The sequence below is a fragment of the Planomonospora sp. ID67723 genome (assembly GCF_015711605.1).
GTDB lineage: Bacteria > Actinomycetota > Actinomycetes > Streptosporangiales > Streptosporangiaceae > Planomonospora_A.
Genome location: NZ_JABTEZ010000004.1, coordinates 696955 through 716104 on the forward strand (window position 1 = coordinate 696955; position 19150 = coordinate 716104).

Consider the following 19150-nt stretch of genomic DNA (forward strand, 5'->3'; position numbering starts at 1 on the left):
AGACAGCGACCGATCGACGGGGCTATCCTCGATCTATGGCGGACATGATCAGGATCATCGCGCTCACCGCGGTCGTCGTGGTGGTGATCATGGGTTTGATCTGGTTCGCGGTACGGCTGACCCACAAGCCCCGCAACGCTCTTCTCGGTGGTGATCTCGGGCCGGAGCTGGTGAGCCAGGCGCGCGAGCTGAAGGACACCGGCCAGTTCGACGAGGCGGTCTTCCTGATCCGCGGTGAGACCGGGATGAGTCACCGGGCGGCCTCCCGACTGGTCCGCCGCCTCTGACGGAAACCCCGCTCCGCGAAGAAACTCCCATACCAGACAGAAGGCTAATTCTGTCTGGTATGGGAGTAAATGCGACTTTTGTCCTCTTGTCTCGTGGCCGCTCCGCACCGCGTGGTCGCGCATGCGATTGCGACGAGGAGGCAGGCGTGCGCCCGGTCGCGCTGCCCCCGGCACGGGCCTCCGGCGCCTGCCTCTGCCTCTGCGTCCGCTTCCGACTCCGCTCCCCTGCCGGTCCGGAAGGATGTCCGGCGTTGGTTGAGTGCGAGGGGCATTCCCGGCGGGGTGTGAGCCTTCTTCTGTGCGCGACGGGCACCCGGCCGAAGGCGACTGATGAGTCTGTCGGTTCCCGGCCGGGCGGCTCCGGGATGACTTCCGGCGGTCGGGTGCGTCGGCGAACGGCGGCCCCACCGGTTTCTCGTCTGTGCGGGCTTTCGGAATATTTCCTTGTGGATTGCGGGATCCGGTCGACCGCAAGGGGTGGTCGGCTGCCGTGAATGCCGTTGTGAGTCTTCTCACAAGGAAGCGATCCTTTTGAGGTCGTGGACAACAGGGCTCTTCAGCGGTCTTTTACCGCTCTGCGTTACTTGTTCGAAGTGAACCGTGTCATGCAAGCTTTCAGAAACTTTCCACAAGGACTTGCAGCCTTAATGGAGGCCGGGCAAGATTCAAGATCGCAAGGAGCTCCGCGAGTCCCGTGGACGCCGACGCCGCAGCAACGGCGTCCACGGCTGTCCTCATCCGTCAGTGACCAGGGAGAATTCACGGTGTCACCACACCCGGCCGAACACACACGGAAAACCGCACGGGTCGGTCGCGTCCGGCAGGGCTTCTGCTCGTCGCCGCTCTCATCGCTGCCATGGGCGCCCTGGCGGTCCCGGCCGGTTCGGACGTTCACCACTCCCCCGGTCGGAACCGCCAGCAGGAATGACTCCTGGCAGTGACGGCCGAATGACAGGGTGATGGTTTGACGGCGGGCCGCCCGGGCGGTGATCCGTTTCCCCGGATTACCGCCCGGGTGCGCCTCCCGGTGTTTTCGGTGCCCGGATCAGGCTCCGGTACCGAAAATCACGCGCGTTACGAGTCCTCCCCCACTCCACGAGGAGAAGCGCATGACATCTCGATTCACCATGATGCTGGCGTGCGTCGGTGTCGCTTTCACCGCCCTGCTGGGCGTCGCCGGCCCTGCCGGCGCCCGGTCGGACTCCGGCGCGGTCGTTCCCGCCTGCCTGTCCTACGGGCAGGACTGGCGCTACACGATGGCCACCAACGGTTGTGCCGACGGTCTGGCCTTCAGGCTCGTCTACCAGGACGGGCACCGGGGAAGCTGCGTCTTCCTGGCGGCGGGGCAGACGGCCACTGTCGGTTCCGGGCACATCGGTCCCCACGGCAGTCTCGATCGCCTCGAGATGTGCGTCGGTGACAGCATCGTGCTCGTTCACCACGATGCCGGATTCGGCAACACGATCACCATCCGCGGTGACATCCCTCCGCTGAGCTGGAGCGTCGGCCGTGAGTGCGTCAACAGGGCCGCCGACCTGTGGGAGTGTGCCGTCGTGGGCATCCCCAAGGGGCAGCGTTTCGAGTACAAGATTCTGATCAACGACCGCGTCTGGTCCACCGGAGCCAATCACACCGGTACCGGTGGCCGGACTCATCACGTCCGGCCTGCTTTCTGAGCGCAGCGGCGGATACGGAGCGCCGGCGACGATCGGGCCCGATGGGCGGCCGGGTCGTCGCCGGCGCTCAGGCGAGCGTCGTGTCCCGCGGGTGGTGTCCGAAGGCGTGTCGACCGCACTGTGCGCATACGCACAAAGGTGTACGGCAAGCCGGGCCCGGGGAAGGAGGCGGCCGCCGCCCAAAGGGCTGCATGATCGGAGCATGTCGGTCGGACTGCTTGTCGGGCTGGCGGCCCTCGCGCTCGTCGACAGCACCAGCTTCGGCACGTTGGGAGTGCCGCTCGTCCTCCTTCTCACCGGCGGGCGCGGTGTCACCGGTCGCCTGCTGCTCTACCTCGCCGCCATCGCCTGCTTCTACTTCCTGGTCGGCGTCGGTCTTATGCTCGGCCTGGACGCCCTGCTGACCACCTTCCACGACGTGCTCTACAGCCGTACCGCCTACTGGATCCAGCTGGCCGTCGGCGTGGGCCTCTTCGCGCTGAGCTGGCGGTTCGATTCCAGGAAGCGCGGTTACAAGCCGCTGTGGGAGCCGCGGCTCGGCGGTCATGGAGCCGTGCTCTTGCTGGCGCTCACCGCCGGGGTGGTGGAGGTCGCCACCATGGTCCCTTACCTGGCGGCCATCGGCCTTCTCACCAAGGCCGGTCTGGCTGCTGTGTCGTGGCTTCCCGTGCTCGCCGCCTACGTCGTGGTCATGGTCCTTCCCGCGCTGGCTCTCATGGGTGCCCGTGCTGTGGCGGGCGGGCGGTTGGAGGCCCGGCTCGAAAAGCTGCGCGCATGGCTGCTGAGGAATTCGGCGTCGGCGGTCGGCTGGGCGATGGGCATCGCCGGAGTCATTCTGACCCTGGACGCCTGGTCCCATCTGCAGCGCTAGGCCTGTTTGCGATGGAGTGTCACCGCGTGCCGGCTTCCCGCCGTGCCAGGCACGCGGTCATCTACCGCTGCCAGGTCCTGCTGATCATCACCCGGACTGGCCCCCGTGGTTCACGGGACGGGTCTTAGTACGGCAGGTAGTAGCTGAGTACATCGGCGGTGAGCGGTGGGAAGAGTGCCTGGAACAGTTCTTCCTGCGCGGTGTAGACGTCGGGCCGGATCCGGCTGAGGCCTTCGATGCCGTGCGGGCCGAACAGCAGGGCGGGCAGGTAGTCGGGTGCCACTCCGGCGCCTCCCACCGCTGCGGGGCCCTGCATCGCGCCGCCGGCGGTGACCGCGCCGAGGCCGTCGGCGTGGACCGGGATCCGGTAGTGGGCGCCGAAGGTGGAGATGACGATGTCGCGGCCGGTGTGGTCTATCCCGGCTGCGGTGAGGCGGTGCCAGAGCAGTGGCCGCAGCCGGTCCAGCAGTGCTGTGACGTCCGGGATGCGGATGTAGTACTGCTCCGCCTGTCGGCGCGGTTCGTGGGTGAGGAAGTCGTGCCAGGCGGCGGCGGTCACGGTGCCGGCTCGGTGGACGACCTGTGCCTGCCCGTCGGGGACCAGTGCGGTGACGCCGCGGAGCAGTTCCCGTGCCGCGGCCTCGTCGAGTGCGGCGGCTTCGGCCAGGAGCAGTTCGTCGTCTTCGGGGGGTGTGGTGCGCCCGGTGGCGATGACGGTGTCGGCGTGCTCGAGGACCCACAGGGTGCTGGCCTCGTGGGCCAGCAGCCATCGCCAGCGTGCGGGCGAGTGCGGCATGGCCACGTCGAACCGGTTCTGGGTCGTGTCCTGCAGGGCTGCCATGGCCGGGATGTCGGAGGGCCGGGCGGGGCGCAGTGCGGGGGTTCCCTCGCCGGGCGGCGGGGTGTGCACGGTCAGTGCGGGCGGTATGTCGATGGCGTACTCGTAGCCGAACAGCCGGTAGAAGTACGGGATCCCGATCATCGCCTGTATGACGTGGCCGCGGGCGGCGGAGCGGTTGTGGGCCCATCGCATGAGTGCCCGTACGAGTCCGCGTCCTTCGTATTCGCGGTCGGTGGCGACCAGTTCGACCTGGCCGGAGGGCAGGCGGATGTCGGCGATGCGTACTTCTTCGTCGAGGAGTGTCGCGGTGGAGACGACTCGGTCGCCGTCGACGACCACGGCGCAGGCCGGCCAGCCGGCGTCGGGGTCTGTGACGACCAGCCGGTGGTCGAGGGAGTCGGCGGGTTCGCCGCGTTCGGCGAGGAGTGTTCCGATCTGGTCGAGGTCTGCGGGCTGCGCTTCTCTCAGGATGAGGCCGTCGGGGAGGGGGACGGGTAGGGCGGGGGAAGCTGTGGTGGCGGTCACGGCGGGACTATTCCACCGTGTGGTCGGTTGCGTCCATTGGTTTTCACCATGCGGGTCCGGTGGGTGGCGGGGCTGTCCCCAGGGGCGGTGGTGGCGGGTGGCCGGGTTCCGGGTGGGTGGCGGAGTTCGGTACAGGGCGTGCTAAATCTGGTTTTGTCCCGGTCAAGTGCTCTTTTTCCGCTTGTCTGGGAGGGGGACGCTTTAACGAGGAGGTGTTCGTGATGCAGACCAAGCAGTGGGATGTGCAGGTATTCATCGAGGAAGACGACAACGATGACGTCACCACCGCCAGAGCGGTGCTGTCCCACGACGGGGTGCGGCACGAGAGTGTCGCCCACGCCCGGCGCAACCCGAGCGACCAGCCGGTCGCGGGGATAGGCGACGAACTGGCGGCGGGGCGGGCGCTGTCCGATCTGGCCGCGAAGCTGATCGAGGACGGCGCGCAGGACGTGGCGCGGCTGGCGGGGGCTGCGCGCGGGGCCGGCTGACCCCGCCGCACCCCCAACCGGACCGGCCGACCACCCGAGGCGGCTCAGCGTGTCCTGCGGTAGCGGGTCATCGGGCCGAGCAGGCCAGGTACCACCTGGTACGGGGTCATGCCGAGCCGCTCGACGACCGCGGCCGACGCGGTGTTGCCCTCGTCGACCTCGGCCAGCACCTCGGGCAGGCCGAGCCGGCCGAGGGCGTGCTCCATGACGGCGCGGGCGGCCTCGGTGGCGTACCCGTGGCCCCACGCGGCGGGCGCCAGGCTGTAGAGGATCTCGATCCTCCCGGGTCCGGCGTCCTCCAGCGGCCGCAGCGCGACCGCGCCGACCGGGTCGCTCTCGCCGATCTCCCGGATCAGCCACAGGCCGTATCCGGCTTCGGCGAAGCCCCGCAGGCTGTCTTCGATGATGCCGGTGACCTGCGCCGGGGACGGGGCCTGTCCGTCGAACAGGAACCGCCGCACCTGCGGGGCGCCCCAGTGGGCCAGCAGCCCGGCGTGGTCGTGTTCGGTCACCGGGCGCAGCACGAGCCGCCCGGTTGTCAGGACATGATCCACGGCCGCCAGCCTACCTTCCGGCGGATTCTTCGAGCGCCGGCCTGCCTGACCCGTGCAGCGTGGCCGCCGGCGTTCGTCCGGCTGCTCCCCGTCTCCGTGCGCGATCTGCTGTCCGGCCGTCCGATCGACGGCCCGGGGCCTTTACCGTCAGCTTCCCGATTGCCGGTATGGAGCGCAGGCGAGCGGGGTTTTCCCTTGCCTCCGACTGCGGTACGGGCCAGGTACCCAGGTCTGCGGGTGCCGTTGGCGGCGCCCGCATCCGCGCGGGAGACCTGACCAGCGGGCGGTGAGGAAAACACGACGTGGACCACGCGATCAGGTACCGCATCCGCCGGCTGTCCCGGTCGGCGACCACGCTGGCGGTGCTGGCCGCGCTCTTGGTGGCCGCGGCCGGGATCGGGGTGACGGCCGTGGCCGTCGGCATCCTGTACGGCATGCAGCAGGACGCCGCCGAGGAGACGATGCGGCGGCGCACCGAGCTGATGCGTGAGGTGCTCACCGCCGAAACCGGCCGCCACGTCGATGCGCTGCGTCTGGTGGCCGAGGCGGCGGGCACGGTGGCGCCGCTGACCGGCACGGCCTTCGCCCGGTTGACCGGGCCGCTGCGGCAGGCCCGCCTGCCCGGTGCCGCCTCGATCAGCTTCCTGGTGTCCGCCACCGACGCCCAGACTCCGAAGGTGCAGGAGCGCTGGCGGGCGCGCGGCGTGCCCGCGCTGAGGCTGCAGCCCCACGATCACACCGACCGGACGGAGGAGCACGTCTTCTTCGTCTTGAGCCGGGAACTGGTGCCGGGTGCCGCTCCTGTGCTCGGCACCGACATCACCCACGTCGCCGCGCCCGCCCAGGCACTGGCCGAGGCGCGCCGCAGCGGGCAGGTGGCCGTGTCCGACGCCTTCCACCTGCCCGGCGGCGACCGGGCCGCCGGGCCGCGGCAGCTGTCGTTCGTGCTGGCCGCCCCGGTCTACGTGCCCGCCGACGGCGGCAGCAGCCGTGAGCGGTCGTTCGCGGGCTGGGTGATGATGAGCCTGCACGGCCAGGACTTCCTCGGCGCCGTGCTGCAGCGCATCACCTACGGCGTCGATGTGCATCTGCGTGCCCGCCAGAGCGACGCCACCGTGGTGACCGTCGCCTCGCTCACGACGGCGGGGGTGAAAGACCTGCGTCGCGGCATCCGCCTCCCGATCGCCCAGCAGTCCTGGGAACTGGAGCTCTCGGCCGCCCGCGGGCGGGTACCGGGCAGCCGCGGACTGCTGGGCCCGGCGACGGCCGCCGTCGGTGTCACGCTCAGCCTGCTGCTGGCGGCGTTGGTGTTCACTTTGGGCAGCGGCCGGGCTCGGGCACGCGCGCAGGTGAAGGCGGCCACCGCCGACCTGCGTGCCGCCGAGACCGTCGCACGCGGCCAGGCAGCGTTGATGAGCGCGGTCCTGGACAGCATCAGCGACGGGGTGGGCGTCGTCGACGAGCACGGGACGTTCCTGCTGCACAACCCCGCCGCCAGGGTCATTCTCGGCACCGGTCTGGACACCAACGAGATCGCCTCCTGGCAGCGTCACTACGGCATCTTCACCCCCGACGGGTCGGCTCCGTTCCCGACCGAGGAGCTGCCGCTGGTACGGGCGCTGGCCGGTGAGCACGTCGAGCAGGTGCCGATGCTGATCCGCAACGACGCCCACCCCGACGGGGTGATCATCTCGGTGTCGGCCCGGCCCCTGGACACCGCCGCCGGGCAGAGCGGCGCGGTGGCGGTCTTCCACGACATCACCGCCCGTACCCGAGCCGAGCAGCAGCTGGCCCACGCCGCCGCCGCCCTGCAGGCCGACCAGGTCGAGTTGCGGACCGCCCGCGATGAGCTGGCCGCGCAGGAGGCCTACCTGACGCAGGTGCTGGACGCCATCGACGTCAGTGTGATCACCTGCGACTCCGACGGGGTGATCGTGCACGCCAACCGGGTGGCCCGTGCCGTCCTGCCGGTCGACGCCCGGCCGTTGACCATCGCCGAGACCATCTCGTTGCTGGGCATGTCCTACTCCGACGGCACACCGATGCCTCTTGAGGAGAATCCGCTGGTGCGGGCCCTGCACGGCGAGGGTTTCGCCGGTCTGGAAGTCGTGGTGGCCCTGCCGGACGGCAACCGGCACGTCATCATGCTGCACGCCCGGCCGCTGCGGGACTCCGGCGGTGACATCATCGGCGCGGTCGCCTCCTCCTTCACCATCACCGCACTGCGCGAGCGCGAGGCCGAACTGGCCGCGTTCGCCGGCATCGTCGCCCACGACCTCAAACGCCCCCTCGCCACGGTGCGCGGGTTCGCCGAGCTCCTCCACGAGGACCTGACCGAATCGGCCGGAGCGGACCAGGCGGACCAGCCGGCCGGCCCCCGTCCGCCGGTGTCGGCCGCCGGCGGCTCAAGCGGCATCGTCGCCCACGACCACGTCCGGCATCTGGAGCGGATCCTGACCGCGGTCACCGGGATGAGCCGTCTCATCGACGACCTGCTCGCCTATGCCACCGCACGCGACGCCACGTTGACCCTCACCGACATCGACCTGAACACGCTGGTCGGGGAGGTCGTCGCCGAGCACCTGGCCACCGCGGCCACCGACCAGGGCCGTCCGCCGCCGCAGGTGTATGCCGGGCCGCTGCCGGTGGTGCACGCCGACACGCCTCTGGTCCGCCAGCTGATCAACAACCTCATCGGCAATGCGGTCAAATACACTCCGCCCGGTCAGGCCGCACGCGTCGACATCACCGCCCATCCCGCCCCGCCGGGCTGGGCCCGCATCGAGGTCGCCGACCGGGGCATCGGCATCCCGCCGGGCGAGCATCAGGCGATCTTCGCAGGGTTCCACCGGGCCGCTACCGGCTACACCGGCACCGGCCTGGGCCTGGCCATCTGCCAGCGGGTCGTCCAGCGCCACGGAGGCACCATCACCGCCGGTGACAACCCCGGCGGCGGCGCCCGCTTCGCTTTCACCCTGCCCGTCCCGGACGACCCGCCCCGGGACGGCGACCCTCCGCAGGCGTGAGCCGTGGAGGAGCCGGGGGTCATCGCTCAGGCCGCGGCCTGTCCGATCAGGCGTTCCGGCCGTGGCCGTCGGGCGGTTATCCGGAAGACGGCGCCGACGGGTGGCCGGGCGGGCCGGGGGCGGCCCGCAGCTCCGCCGTGACCGCGCGCTCACGCAGGGCGGCGGCCTCCGCCCGCAGCGTCTCGGCCTGCTCGCGCAGGTCGGTCACGCGCGCCCGCTCCAAGATCAGTTCCATTCTCATCCCGTCCCGCTCGGCCTGGACCTGGAGCACCTGCTCACGCAGCTCCCGGACGCTGTGCTCGGCGGCGGTCAGCCGCCGGTCGGCCTCGACGGCGCCGCTGCGTGCCCGCTCGGCCCGTGCGGCGGCCTCGGCGGCCTCCGCCGCGGCCTGTGACCGCGCGGCGGCCTCCGCTTCGGCCCGCGCCAGCGCCCTGTCGCGCTCGGCCTCGGCCGCCTCGGCTCGTGCGGCGGCCGCGGCGGAGGCCTGCTCGGCTCTGGCCCTGCCCTCGCGTGCGGCGGCCTGCGCCTGGCGTGCGGCGTCGCGCTCGGCCCGCGCCTGCTCGCTGTCGCGCCTGTCCTGTTCGGCCTGCGCCTGTGCCTGCCGTACGTGGGCCTCGGCGGCCTCCACCCGCTCGGCCAGCTCGCGCACCGCTTCGTCCCGCGCCGCCTCGGCTCGCTCTGCCCGCCGCAGCGCCGCCGCCTCGGCGCTGCGGGCCAGGCGTTCGGTGCTGGCGGCCTCACGCAGCGCGGCCAGTGCCTGTTCGCGTGCGGTCTCGGCGTCGCGCAGCGCCGTGTCGCGCTCGGCGTTGGCCTCTTGGGCCTGGCCGGCCATCACGTCGCGTTCCCGGCGGGCGTGTTCGGCGGCTTCGCGCGCCAGCCGTACCTGCTCGAAGGCCTGTTCCCGTTCGGTGCGTGCGATCGCCACCCGGGTGTGGGCCTCGGCCTGCATCGCGCTCAGCTTGGCCTCCACTCCGGCCGGGCTCAGCTCCTCGGCCAGGGCGTGGGCCAGCGGCGCGATCACCGCGGCCATGCCTTTCTCCATGCGCTCGTAGAACTCCTCGGCGCGGGCGAGCGTCCCTTCCAGGCCCGGGGTGGCCCGCCGCAGCTCCCGCTCCCGTTTCGCCTCGGCCTGGCAATCGCCCTGCGGGCAGTACGCCCGTGGCCGTCCCCGCCCCGGGCGCCGTTCGATCGGCGTCCCGCAGTGCTTACAGGGCGTCATGGTGGTGGCTTCTGCGGTCACCGGCACAGCCTACCACTTTTAATTTCTGGAAATTAGAAGTCAGTAAAGACGATCCGTTGCGCGGCTTTGAAGTACCGGTAACTACCGGGAATGACAATTCCCGCAAGTTGCTTCTGCCTTAGCCCTGCCGGGATCACATGGAGAAGGACGCGAACGGTCGATTCGTCGACCTGGGGTTTCGTCGCTGCTGTCAGTGGCTTGGCCACGGCATGTCGTCGTGATCCCCTGCCTCTGCCTTGGCCTGGGCCGACCACGGGAAGACAGGCATGAGGCCCTTACCTGTCGATGGCTTGATCCGCCGGACGAGTCCCCGGGCGGCCCTCCTCGCACAGCCCCGGGCAGACCGGCGCTCGCGCTGACGAGCATCAGCGCGCCGACTCCGCAGGCCGACCGGTCTCCGATCATCGACGACGTCAGGGGCCGGTATGCGCCCTATATCGTTTGTGGGATCATGTCCGGTGAAGGTGACGGCGGAACGAGGAAACCGGTGCGACTCCGGTGCGGTCCCGCCACTGTGATCGGCGAGCGACTCCCGAGCGAGCCACTACCCCACGGGGCGGGAAAGCCGGGACGAGCGACGACCCGAGAGCCAGGAGACTCACGCGGTCGCCTCCTCGCCAGCCGGGGCGGATCTCCCCGAGAGAGGACGGACGTCTGTGCCCGTGTGCCCGCGCGTGCGTGAACTGGCCGCGCTGGGGGACTATTTCGCCTTCGCCCTGGCCGCCTCGGCACTCGCCGGGAGCATCCAGGCTCTGACCCGGCACCGGCCGCAGTGCACCGCGGCAGCCCTGGCGCTGGGGAGCGAACTGATGGGTATCGGGCGCCTGCGCGGCCAAGGGACATTCGCCGCGCGGCCGTTCTTCGTCCGACGCACCTGCTGTCTCTACTACCGGGTGCCCGGAGGCGGTATGTGCGGTGACTGCGTGCTGCGCCACCGGGCGGCCCGGGGAAGGAACGCATGAAAAGGATCACCGTGTGCCGGGACTGCTGCTGCGGGAGCCTGCGCAGAGTGCCCGCCCTCGATCACGACGAGCAGATCCGCCGGTTGGCCGAAGTCGCCGAGGTCCGGGTGACCGGCTGCCTCGACGTGTGCGACCAGGCCAACGTCCTGATCGTGCAGCCGACGCCGGAAGGACGGGCGGCCGGTGGCCGTCCGGTGTGGCTGGCCTTCGTCAACGACGAGCACGCCACCGCCGACGTCGCCGAGTGGGTCCGTGCCGGTGGTCCCGGCCTGGTCCCGCTGCCGCCGATCCTCGAACTCCACCGCTTCACCCCGCCCCGCCGGCTCCCGCCGCCCGATGGCGATCCTCCGCCATTGCAAGAAGGAGCCACAAGAGGCTCTGGCCGCGTTCCGCTCCTGGGCGGCCAAGCTGCGCCCTGAAGACGACGCCGGCCTGCGCGACCTGGCGCTGACCTGCGGGCCATTCACGTGACGGATGTCGCCTTCGCCTCAGCTGAGCGCCTGCCGTCCGGAGCGTCAGCAAATCCCTCGGGTGATCACTTCCGACACCCTGCGCTGCTGTTACCGAGCCGTCCTCTGAGGACGGCTCCTACCGCCGACCTGTTCGCCGTCGCGGCGGGCCTATCCCGGCTGGAGCTGGGCGCGGACTGGCCGAGCGACGCGCTGGCCGGATGGGCGCTGGTGCTGGCCGTCGTGGACTCCTTGCTCCGGTATACGGGGGTGAGGGGCGGACCGTCATCGCCGTATCCACCGCCAGGTCGGTATCGCTAGATTTGCTGCGCTCGATCCCACGATTGCGAGGTAGGCGTGTCAGACGAACGAAGTGCGCGGGCAGCAAGACGAGGAATGCGGCCGTACGGGTGGATGCTCGCGCTGGCCGTCATGGTTCTTCTCGCCGACCAGGCCTCCAAGTTGTGGGCGGTCTCGGCGCTGGCCGACGGCGAACGCGTCTCGGTGATCCAGGGGGTGATTCAGCTGCGGCTGTTGTTCAACCCGGGTGCCGCCTTCTCGATCGGCGAGGGGATGACGTGGGTGTTCACCCTGGTGGCGGCTGCGGTCGTGGCCGGCATCGTGCATGTCGGGCGGCGGCTGCGCTCGACGGCCTGGACCGTGGCGTTGGGTGCGCTGCTGGGCGGCGCCGCCTCTCACCTGCTGGAGCGCCTGTTCCGCCCGCCCGGCTTCGCCCGGGGCCACATCGTCGACTTCATCGACTACGGCGGACTGTTCGTCGGCAACCTCGCCGACATCGCCCTCGTCGGAAGCTGCGTCTTCGTGGCGCTGCTCAGCGCGCGGGGCATCTCCCTCGACCGGGCAGCCTGACAGACCGGTCCGCTCGGAAACGGTGGATCAAGGTTGCCGTCAGAGAACCCGGACCGGCGCTGGCGGATCTGGCTGGGTGCGGGGTCGGCCCTGGGCGCCGGATTCCGGGGTTGAGGAACAGCGGTACAGCCATTAGCGGTGAGAATGATCTTGGCGTTTTCGCTGGTCGTGAGCACCACAGTTCGATCACGATGCGGACGAACCAGCCGATCAGGTAGCTATCGTCCGCTTCATGCCGGTTGAGTTTCTGACGGATGAGTAGGCTGCGGCGTAACGGCCGTGCCGCAGGAGACCGCAACAGCTCCGCCCACCGCGACCCGCAGCGGGCACGCACCCGCCGCGGCCGCCCGAATCTCGGCTACGGCTACCTGCACAACGCCGTCGATGACCACTCCCGCCCGGCCTACACCGAGATCCTGCCCGACGAGACCAAAGAGAGTGCCACCGCCTTCTGGCAGCGCGCCCAGGCCTTCTTCACCGGCTGCGGCATCACCGTGACCCGCGTGCTGACCGACAACGGTTCCTGCTACCGCTCACGTCTGTGGCGTGATGCCCTGACCACCGCGGGCATCACGCACAAACGCACCCGTCCCTACCGTCCTCAGACCAACGGCAAGGTCGAGCGCTACAACCGCACCCTGCTCGACGAATGGGCCTACGCCCGGCCCTACACCTCAGAGACCGAGCGTCGCCAAGCCCTCCCGCAGTGGCTGCACGCCTACAATCACCACCGCGGTCACACCGCACTGAATGGCCGACCACCCGCCAGCCGCGTACTCAACCTCACGGGACAGAACAACTAGAGGAAGCGGGCGAAGAGGCCAAAATCTCCATCGTGGTCCCGGAGAGGGGACGCCCCAAGCTGAATGTGGAGCGGCTCGGCGCGCTGGGCGAAAGCGAGATGCTGCGCTGGCTACGGGCGACGACCGCCGCGATGCTGCCCCGCATCGAACTGCCGGATCTGCTGTTCGAGGTGCACTCCTGGACCGGATTCCTGGACGCCTTCGTCCACGCCGCCGATGGCTCCACTAAGTAAGAGGCATGCGCCCAGCCGCCAAATTCGTGATCATGGCGACCCCGTCCGACCTTGTCCAGGATCGGGATTTCGTTCCAAATCACTCCGACCCCCTCAACCGTGCGGGCAAAATCGATCGTCGAGCGCTCGCCAAGATGCTCGATCCCGCACTCCCCCACCCGGACGCAACACGCAACCCTCACGTTGTGCCATTCACTGGCACGGGCGGGACGGATACGGGAAACTGTCCCAATGCCTGCTGAGTACACCCAAAGTGACCAGTTCCGTGGTGCCCGCATCCACCTGAGCGACCTCTCCGGCCTCGAGATTCGCGATTGCGACGTCACCGGCCTGAAGATCGTGGACTGCTATGGGGGCAACGTCTCCCTCGGTGGCGGCTTCGAGCGTGTCGTTGTCAACGACGTCGACGTGACCGCCTACGTCGAGGCCGAGCTCGACCGGCTGCATCCCAACCGGGTGCTGGCCCGTGAGGCCACGTCCGCCGCCGAATACCGGGCCGCTTGGGATGCCATCGAGAAGCAATGGGAGGAGACGCTCGACCGCGCCAGGCGCCTACCCGAGGCGAAGCTGCACGAGCAGGTCGACGGCGAGTGGTCGTTCGTCGAGACGCAGCGGCATCTGCTGATGGCCAGCGATGCCTGGATCGGCAACGCCGTGCTCGAGGAGGACGCGCCGTACCACCCGTTGGGCCTTCCTAGCGGCGGGATGCCGGCCGAAGCATCGGCGAAGCTCGGGCTCACCCTCGATGCCACCCCGACGCTCGACGAGGTACTCGCGCCGCGGCTCGCCCGCATGGCCACGATGCGCCGGGTCGTCGACGAGCTCACCGAGGCCGAGCTCGATCGGGTGTGTGGTCGCAAGCCGGCGGACCCATATCCGGACCGGGAGTACGTCGTGCGCCGCTGCCTCACGGTGGTGTGCAAGGAAGAGGCCGAGCATCACCGGTATGCGGTCCGCGACCTCACCGTGCTCGAGGCCGGTGCCCGAACCGAGTGAAGGCGCGTCCCGGCAATGGACGGCGATCTTGCGATCCTGCGCTTGACCAGCCCATCTTGCTGTCGGAGCCCCTCATCGCACCCGCGCTGCCCAGCCAGGGCGCGGTGCCGACCGGCGAGGTAGTCACGACCGGCTACGGAAAGACCAGCAATGCGGGCTTCCCCAACGAACGACGCGAGGTCTTCCTCGATGTCACGCCGCGGTGGACCTGCGAAGGCGATCACGCCCGGAATGAACTGCACCCGCAAATCCGGCCAGACGGCCGGAGCATGCGGCACTGGGTGATGTCGTCATCGGAATCGTCTCCTGAAATATCTCTGGCCAGTGCGGCAACCCGACCTATCCCACCGTGAATAGGAATGTTTCTCAGCACCGAACCTGGATATGGTGCAACGTGGGGAGGTACCCGGCGGTTCATCCACCTGCCTTCAGCCGGAACGCGAGGCGGCGGGGCGCCTGCACGCGATAGCTGCCGTCACCAGCTCGGCAACCTCGACCCAGTCCGTCTCGTCGTCCAGCACCATTCCCACGACATTCACACCCCAGTCGGCCCGGAAGAACGGAGGGCCGGCATGCGCCAGCGCGGCCAACTCCCCGGGCGGCGCCCGGAAGGTCATCAGGATGGCCGGATCGTCCATATCGATGTACGCCGACCCCCTCACGTCGGTGGTGTAGACGTGCAGGAACGTCCGCCGGCGAATCCGCCACCGCAAGCCGATCCACGCCGGCTCCTCGTACGCTTCGGGCAGCTCCCCGCAGATCACCCGGAGCCGGCCCACAGCGGCGGGTGGAACGCCCGCGATGTCGCTCATCTGTACCTCCCGTGCCCATCCTGCCCGCCGGGTAGGACATCAGCACATCAGAGTCTCCGGGGTTGGCGGGGCCGCGCCGACGTCATAGGACTATCGGGCCCTGGGCGCGCGCTTCACGTGGCCGATCTTGACGCCCTGGATGGCACGCCGGTGCTGGACATCAAACCGTACCTCCGCGAGTTCGCGCCGCAGGACGAGGTACGGCAAGCCCCCTGGGCAACCAACCTGATGCATCAGTACTACTAAAACTGGATCGCGGGCCCCGGAAGATCTCGTCCCACAGAACCGGTCGGCTGAAGGCTGGGCCCGCGAGATCACTTCCGGTCGATCCCGGCGGGTGTTTCATAGACGAGCACACATGAAACAGTTCTCACCGGAGATCGCGAACAGGGCATTCGCCGTTTCATAGGTCGTTTCAAAACTGTAGCCACATGAAACGACCCCATGAAACACTCGCCGGGTGAATGACGGGTACCTCAGCGTGGAAACCCACGGCTGCCCCATGTCCGGCTGTGCCGCGCCCGCCGGGTCACCTTGCCGGACCAGCAAGGGCAGGGTGGCGATCAACTACCACACCGCCCGGTTCCGCCTCGTCCCCTCGCTCGCCAAGGCCCTGACGGTTGTCACCCCGCCGATCCGCAAGCCGGGCACTCCGTGGGTCGAACTGCCCCGCCCCGCAAGCTCCGGGGCCGAGCTGAGCGGGCACGTCCGGATCGGGTACGCTCGCGCGTCCACAGCCCGACAGTCGCTCGACACCCAGCTCGACTCTCTCACCGCCGCGGGCGTGACGAAGATCTTCTCCGAGAAGATCTCAACCCGCGCCGTCAGTCGTCCCGAGCTCGACCGTGCGGCGGAGTTCGCGCGGGAGCTGCGGGCCGCCAGCCTCGGTGTCACGCTAGTGGTCCACGAGCACAAGCGCCTCGGACGCGGCCTGGCCCTGGCTGAGCTCGCCGAGCAGCTCAAGTCCTATGGCGTCGCCCTGGAATTCCTCACCGGCGAACTTCAGGGCAACCACGACCCGTCCGGGTTTGAGATTTCACTTCCTCTCGATTTTACAATGTAGATTAACCTTTTTGTGATTTGATCGCCGGTTCTCTCGTCGCTCCTCCACGTGACCGGGACGGCGGGCGGCAGCGCGGGTTGCGCTACAGTCGCCTCCGGCACAGACCAGCGCGAGGTGCCTCCCCCGGAAAGGGAATCGGGAAGTCCGGTGCAATTCCGGCACGACACAGCGGGAGCCTGCCTGTGAGCACCGGTCCTTTCGACGTTCCCTCGGCCACCGGCCTCTACGACGTCATCCACCGCCGCCGCGACGTACGGTCCCAGTTCAACGGCGAGCCCGTCCCCGGTGACGTCCTGACGCGCGTGCTGGCCGCCGCGCACGCCGCGCCCAGCGTGGGGCTCTCCCAGCCGTGGGACTTCATCCTGGTGGAGGACTCCGGCACCCGCCGGGCCTTCCACGACCACGTCCAGCGGGAACGGGACGTCTTCGCGGCGTCCCTCACCGGAGCCGAAGCGGAGCGGTTCGCCCAGATCAAGATCGACGGAGTGCTGGAGTCCAGCCTCTCGGTGGTCGTCACCTACGACGCCGAGCGTGCCGGCCCCGCGGTGCTGGGCCGGCACGCCATCGCCGACGCCGGGCTGTACTCGGTCTGCCTGGCCATCCAGAACCTGTGGCTGGCCGCAACCGCCGAGGGCATGGGCGTCGGCTGGGTCTCGTTCTACCGGGAGCCCTTCGTCCAGAACCTGCTCGGCATCCCCGACGGCATCCGCCCGGTGGCCTGGCTCTGCCTGGGACCGGTCACCCACCTCGAGGTGGTCCCCGACCTGGAGCGGCGCGGCTGGCGGAACCGCCTCCCGTTGGAGACGGTGGTCCGCCGCGAACGCTGGTGACCTGACGTCCGGCCACGGGCAGGCGGTCGGCCGCGACGCCTGCCCGGCACAGCGGCCGTCGGAGGGGCCGGACCGGAGCGTGCCGATGCCCGCCCCCTGAATCCCGGTCCGCCGGTCCGGCCCGTCGAGGCGGCGTTCAACGCGGGATTGCCCAGTGCGGCGCCCAGGTCCCGGCGGCGCCGCGGCGGTCCGCTGTAGCGGCGAGGTGGCCGCGGAGGGCGGCCAGCGCGGGGTGGGGGTTGTCGCGGTGCCACAGGAGCGAGTGCGGGTAGACGGGCGTGGGGTCGGTCACCGGGATGCGGCGCAGACCGTGGTCGGCGGGCCAGACGAGGCGGGTCTGCTCGCCCATGAAGGTGGCCAGGGCCGGGGTGTCGGCGATGGTGTCGAGGAGCGCGTCGGAGCCGAAGTTGGGGCCGGTCGCCTCGATGGTGAGGCCGAACTCGGCGACGAGGTCGTCGTAGTAGGCGGCCCACTCGGTTCCGGGGACGATGCCGGGCATCCAGATCCGGTGCCCGGCGAGCTGGGTCAGGGTGACCGACCGGGCGGACGCCAGCGCGTGGGCGGGGCCGGTGAGGAGCTGGAGCGGCTCGTCGAGCACCCGGACGGACGCGATCTCCTCGGGAAGGGGCCGGCCGGGTGCGGCGACGGCGCGGAAGGACGCGTCGATCGCACCGGAGGAGATGGCGGCGACGGCCGTCTCGACGTCGAACAGCATCACCACGTCGAGCTCGATCTCGGGGTGCGCGCGGTGGAAACCGCGCATCAGGCCCGACGCCGCGGTGCGCGAGGCGATCATGTCGACGCGCAGCGGACGGCTGCCGGCGCGGACGGACGCGACCGCGCGCTCGGCGACCCGGAGCAGTTCCCGGGCGTGGGGCAGGAACGCCTGCCCGTCGATGGTGAGTTCGGCGCCGCGCGGAGTGCGGGTGAACAGCCGCACTCCGAGGTCGCGCTCCAGCGCGGCGATGCGTTTGGAGACGGCTTGCTGGGTGACCGCCAGCTCGGAGGCGGCCTCCCGGAACTGCCCCGTGTCGGCGGCGGCGACGAAGGTCCGGACGGTGTCGAGGTCCATGCGGACAGCCTATGGATACAACCGTTGGTTGTGGCCAGGTGGCCTGGTGGTTGTTTGATCCCCTGGCATGGGGCGCGCTTTGATGCTTTCGGTCGCGGATCGGTTGTGCGAGTGGGTGGCGAGGAGCCTCGGGCATGCGGAGCGGGTACCGGTTGGGGCGGCAGTTCGGGTGGCTCTGGGGAGCGTACGGGACCAGCGCGCTCGGCACGTGGCTCGCCTTCGGCGCGTTCCCGCTGATCGCCATCCAGGTGTTGCGCGCCGGGCCGGCGGAGGTCGCAGCGTTGTCCTCCGTGGGGGCTTTGGCGGGCGCGGCCGTGGCGGTGCCGCTCGGCCCGTGGGTGGAGTTCCGCCGCAAGCGGCCGGTGCTGATCGGGATGGACCTGGTGCGGTTCGCGGCGTTGCTGACGATCCCCGCCGCGCTCGCGCTCGGCGTGCTCTCCTTCGTCCAGCTCCTGCTGGTCTCGGTCGTCGTCGCGGCGGCCGACATCACCTTCCGCGCCGCCTCCGGCGCGTACCTGAAGACGCTGCTGCCGGCCGAGCACCTGCTGGTCGCCAACGCCCGATTCGAGTCCACGGCCTGGACGACCACGATCATCGGACCGCCGCTGGGCGGTGCCGCGATCGGGCTCCTCGGTCCGGTGGCGACGGTGGCGGCCGACGCGGTCAGCTACCTGCTCTCTGCCCTGGGCATCCGCGCGACGGGCGGCCGGGAGCCGGCGCCCGAGCGCCGGCAGGCCGCGCGCGTGCGGGCCGGGGACCTGCTCGACGGTTGGCGGTACATCCTCGCCGACGCGACGCTGCGTCCGCTGCTGTTCAACACCGCCTTGTTCAACGGCCTGGTGATGGCCACCGACGCGCTGCTGGTCGTCCTGATGCTCGGCCAGCTCGGGTTCGCACCGTGGCAGTACGGCCTCGCCTTCGCCGCGCCCGCGATCGGCGGACTGCTCGGTTCGCGGCTGGCTCGACCGCTCGTCACCCGGTTCGGGCAGCACCAGGTCCTGGTCGTGGCCGGGACGCTGCGCGCGCTCTGGCCCGTCGGCCTGGCCTTCCTGGGGCCGGGCACCGGCGGGCTGCTGCTGGTGATGGGCGTCGAACTCGGGCTCGTCTTCTGCTGCGGGGTCTTCAACCCCGTCTACGCCACCTACCGCCTCGAACGCACCGCGACCGACCGGATCGCCCGCACGCTGTCCGCCTGGGCGGTGACGACCAAGGCTTCCACCGCGCTCCTGACGGCCGCCGGGGGCGTGCTGGGCGGCCTGCTCGGCCCGCGTACGGCCATCGGCCTGGCCGGCGTGCTCCTGCTGGCGACCCCGCTGCTGCTCCCCCGCCGCCCGGCCGCTCTCCCCTCCGAGACAGCTGCGCCGTCACCGTCTACGCCCCCGACGCCCTCACCGGGTCCGGGTTCTGGCGCTGGGCCGTCGCCGACATCCCCGCCACCGTCACCGAGCTGCCCGAGGGCGCCGGCGACGACAACGGCGTGTCCGCCGTGAGTTCAGCCATGCTGAAGGTCCCTCGTCGGGAACTCACGGTCTTCCCCGGGTTGTAGCGGTCT

General features: G+C 70.1%; 18 protein-coding genes, 3 pseudogenes and 1 riboswitch. Of the genes and pseudogenes, 16 read left to right on the plus strand and 5 right to left on the minus strand.

What is annotated here, in order from left to right; all coding sequences use genetic code 11:
• The first annotated feature begins 35 nt into the window (after positions 1-35).
• The 3 genes from HS041_RS29955 (at position 36) to HS041_RS29965 (ending at position 2834) form a co-directional block, all read left to right on the plus strand.
• A complete protein-coding gene (locus tag HS041_RS29955) occupies positions 36-287 on the plus strand; it encodes a hypothetical protein (RefSeq protein ID WP_196444169.1) in 252 nt (83 codons plus the stop codon).
• A 1109-nt stretch (positions 288-1396) separates the two neighbouring features.
• The gene (locus HS041_RS29960; RefSeq protein ID WP_196444170.1) at positions 1397-1963 is read left to right on the plus strand and encodes an alpha-amylase inhibitor; all 567 of its coding nucleotides are present in this window, start codon (positions 1397-1399) and stop codon (positions 1961-1963) included.
• Positions 1964-2165: 202 nt separating this feature from the next.
• A complete protein-coding gene (locus tag HS041_RS29965; protein WP_196444171.1) occupies positions 2166-2834 on the plus strand; it encodes a GAP family protein in 669 nt (222 codons plus the stop codon).
• Positions 2835-2958: 124 nt separating this feature from the next.
• Here the strand turns inward: HS041_RS29965 and HS041_RS29970 are convergent, their stop codons facing one another.
• Positions 2959-4200, minus strand: coding sequence for a GNAT family N-acetyltransferase (locus HS041_RS29970; protein WP_196444172.1), 1242 nt, complete (start codon positions 4198-4200; stop codon positions 2959-2961).
• Between the two features lie 221 nt (positions 4201-4421).
• Between HS041_RS29970 and HS041_RS29975 the strand changes: the two genes are divergently transcribed.
• The gene (locus HS041_RS29975) at positions 4422-4688 is read left to right on the plus strand and encodes a dsRBD fold-containing protein (protein ID WP_196444382.1); all 267 of its coding nucleotides are present in this window, start codon (positions 4422-4424) and stop codon (positions 4686-4688) included.
• 44 nt (positions 4689-4732) lie between these two features.
• Here the strand turns inward: HS041_RS29975 and HS041_RS29980 are convergent, their stop codons facing one another.
• Complete coding sequence (locus HS041_RS29980; protein WP_196444173.1) at positions 4733-5242, minus strand: GNAT family N-acetyltransferase; 510 nt, start codon at positions 5240-5242, stop codon at positions 4733-4735.
• Between the two features lie 302 nt (positions 5243-5544).
• On the opposite strand from HS041_RS29980, the gene HS041_RS29985 reads away from it, so the two are divergent.
• On the plus strand, positions 5545-8268 hold the full coding sequence (locus HS041_RS29985) for an ATP-binding protein (protein WP_196444174.1): 2724 nt from the start codon (positions 5545-5547) through the stop codon (positions 8266-8268).
• Between the two features lie 76 nt (positions 8269-8344).
• Here the strand turns inward: HS041_RS29985 and HS041_RS29990 are convergent, their stop codons facing one another.
• The gene (locus tag HS041_RS29990) at positions 8345-9508 is read right to left on the minus strand and encodes a coiled-coil domain-containing protein (RefSeq protein ID WP_307845509.1); all 1164 of its coding nucleotides are present in this window, start codon (positions 9506-9508) and stop codon (positions 8345-8347) included.
• A gap of 434 nt (positions 9509-9942) precedes the next feature.
• A riboswitch (cobalamin riboswitch) is annotated at positions 9943-10128 on the plus strand.
• 54 nt (positions 10129-10182) lie between these two features.
• On the opposite strand from HS041_RS29990, the gene HS041_RS38860 reads away from it, so the two are divergent.
• The 6 genes and pseudogenes from HS041_RS38860 to HS041_RS30020 all read left to right on the plus strand — a co-directional run bounded on the left by HS041_RS38860 (position 10183) and on the right by HS041_RS30020 (position 13821).
• A complete protein-coding gene (locus HS041_RS38860; protein ID WP_307845510.1) occupies positions 10183-10470 on the plus strand; it encodes a (2Fe-2S)-binding protein in 288 nt (95 codons plus the stop codon).
• Positions 10467-10889 carry a hypothetical protein gene (locus HS041_RS30000; protein WP_196444175.1) on the plus strand — a complete coding sequence of 141 codons (423 nt, stop codon included), beginning with the start codon at positions 10467-10469 and terminating at the stop codon, positions 10887-10889. The genes HS041_RS38860 and HS041_RS30000 overlap by 4 nt, the downstream gene beginning before the upstream one ends.
• Before the next feature lie 426 nt (positions 10890-11315).
• Entirely contained in the window at positions 11316-11789 is a 474-nt protein-coding gene (locus HS041_RS30005) for a signal peptidase II (protein ID WP_196444176.1), read from the plus strand.
• A 266-nt stretch (positions 11790-12055) separates the two neighbouring features.
• A pseudogene (locus HS041_RS30010) lies at positions 12056-12592 on the plus strand (integrase core domain-containing protein); the annotation flags it as partial.
• Positions 12593-12624: 32 nt separating this feature from the next.
• Entirely contained in the window at positions 12625-12825 is a 201-nt protein-coding gene (locus HS041_RS30015; protein ID WP_196444403.1) for a hypothetical protein, read from the plus strand.
• A gap of 231 nt (positions 12826-13056) precedes the next feature.
• On the plus strand, positions 13057-13821 hold the full coding sequence (locus HS041_RS30020) for a DinB family protein (RefSeq protein ID WP_196444178.1): 765 nt from the start codon (positions 13057-13059) through the stop codon (positions 13819-13821).
• A 428-nt stretch (positions 13822-14249) separates the two neighbouring features.
• Here HS041_RS30020 and HS041_RS38865 read toward each other — a convergent pair whose 3' ends face one another.
• Positions 14250-14633, minus strand: coding sequence for an MmcQ/YjbR family DNA-binding protein (locus HS041_RS38865; protein ID WP_230879858.1), 384 nt, complete (start codon positions 14631-14633; stop codon positions 14250-14252).
• Positions 14634-14717: 84 nt separating this feature from the next.
• Here HS041_RS38865 and HS041_RS39540 point away from each other — a divergent pair, with 84 nt between their 5' ends.
• The 3 genes from HS041_RS39540 to bluB all read left to right on the plus strand — a co-directional run bounded on the left by HS041_RS39540 (position 14718) and on the right by bluB (position 16526).
• Complete coding sequence (locus tag HS041_RS39540; RefSeq protein ID WP_271217825.1) at positions 14718-14879, plus strand: TrmO family methyltransferase domain-containing protein; 162 nt, start codon at positions 14718-14720, stop codon at positions 14877-14879.
• Between the two features lie 235 nt (positions 14880-15114).
• Positions 15115-15696: a recombinase family protein gene (locus tag HS041_RS30030; RefSeq protein ID WP_501224839.1), complete on the plus strand. Its 582-nt coding sequence runs from the start codon at positions 15115-15117 to the stop codon at positions 15694-15696.
• Between the two features lie 182 nt (positions 15697-15878).
• Positions 15879-16526 carry a 5,6-dimethylbenzimidazole synthase gene (gene bluB, locus HS041_RS30035; protein WP_196444179.1) on the plus strand — a complete coding sequence of 216 codons (648 nt, stop codon included), beginning with the start codon at positions 15879-15881 and terminating at the stop codon, positions 16524-16526.
• Between the two features lie 136 nt (positions 16527-16662).
• On the opposite strand, the gene HS041_RS30040 is transcribed toward bluB, so the two are convergent.
• Complete coding sequence (locus tag HS041_RS30040; RefSeq protein ID WP_196444180.1) at positions 16663-17598, minus strand: LysR family transcriptional regulator; 936 nt, start codon at positions 17596-17598, stop codon at positions 16663-16665.
• A gap of 134 nt (positions 17599-17732) precedes the next feature.
• Between HS041_RS30040 and HS041_RS30045 the strand changes: the two are divergent.
• Positions 17733-18917, plus strand: a pseudogene (locus HS041_RS30045) (MFS transporter); the annotation flags it as partial.
• A gap of 89 nt (positions 18918-19006) precedes the next feature.
• Positions 19007-19144: pseudogene (locus HS041_RS40555) on the plus strand (hypothetical protein); the annotation flags it as partial.
• Positions 19145-19150: the final 6 nt, after the last annotated feature.

Coding starts and splice junctions, on each gene's coding strand:
- HS041_RS30020 (WP_196444178.1), top strand. CDS start 13,057: ATGCCTGCTGAGTACACCCAAAGTGACCAGTTCCGTGGTGCCCGCATC.
- HS041_RS38865 (WP_230879858.1), bottom strand. CDS start 14,633: ATGAGCGACATCGCGGGCGTTCCACCCGCCGCTGTGGGCCGGCTCCGG.
- HS041_RS29960 (WP_196444170.1), top strand. CDS start 1,397: ATGACATCTCGATTCACCATGATGCTGGCGTGCGTCGGTGTCGCTTTC.
- HS041_RS30040 (WP_196444180.1), bottom strand. CDS start 17,598: ATGGACCTCGACACCGTCCGGACCTTCGTCGCCGCCGCCGACACGGGG.
- HS041_RS29965 (WP_196444171.1), top strand. CDS start 2,166: ATGTCGGTCGGACTGCTTGTCGGGCTGGCGGCCCTCGCGCTCGTCGAC.
- HS041_RS30005 (WP_196444176.1), top strand. CDS start 11,316: ATGCGGCCGTACGGGTGGATGCTCGCGCTGGCCGTCATGGTTCTTCTC.
- HS041_RS29955 (WP_196444169.1), top strand. CDS start 36: ATGGCGGACATGATCAGGATCATCGCGCTCACCGCGGTCGTCGTGGTG.
- HS041_RS29975 (WP_196444382.1), top strand. CDS start 4,422: ATGCAGACCAAGCAGTGGGATGTGCAGGTATTCATCGAGGAAGACGAC.
- HS041_RS30000 (WP_196444175.1), top strand. CDS start 10,467: ATGAAAAGGATCACCGTGTGCCGGGACTGCTGCTGCGGGAGCCTGCGC.